We start from the raw sequence: 553 nt of genomic DNA, 5'->3' as shown, positions 1-553 counted from the left end.
AAATACGGTTCAAACGCGGATGTGGCACCACTGCCAGATTCTCGCATTACGAGTCCGAACCTGATCGCGAAGCTAAATCCAAATGGTCGCCCAACCAATGATCGCACGGGTTTCCTACAGAATCCAAGAGAGGTGAAATAATGTTATACGAAGCACCATTAGTTGCCTTTACGGTTCTTGCTCAAACAGCGGTTGGCGCGCACTTAACGGTTAATGCGTTCGAGAAATTCGGTAAGCCACCACGCGTGACAGAACCTCGTATGAACATCGCTCGTTTCGCAATTTTGGTTGTAATGGGATTGGGTTTCTTGTTCTCAACCACTCACTTAGGTAGCCCACTTCGTGCCTTCAACGCATTAAACCGTGTTGGTAGTGCGGCGCTATCTAACGAGATCTTAACGGGTGCAAGCTTTCTGTCTCTAGCGGGTTTGTACTGGTTGCTGACGATTCTAAAAATCGGCAGCGAAGGCGTTCGCAAAATCGTGAACTGGTTGTCTATCGCGGTCGGCGTGATTTTCATGTTCGCGATGGCAAATGTTTACCAAATCGAAAC

1 protein-coding gene and 1 pseudogene are annotated in these 553 nt (G+C 48.1%); both read left to right on the top strand.

Going from position 1 to position 553, the window contains the following annotated elements; genetic code table 11:
• Positions 1-141: pseudogene (locus R8N49_RS29575) on the top strand (dimethyl sulfoxide reductase subunit B); the annotation flags it as partial.
• Positions 141-553 (top strand): dimethyl sulfoxide reductase anchor subunit family protein (locus tag R8N49_RS29570; protein WP_318190752.1); only part of this gene is annotated, 413 nt, incomplete at its 3' end. The pseudogene R8N49_RS29575 and the gene R8N49_RS29570, both read left to right, overlap by 1 nt.

This window comes from Vibrio sp. 1978 (genome assembly GCF_033344345.1).
This window is presented reverse-complemented; position numbering and strand designations above follow the sequence as displayed.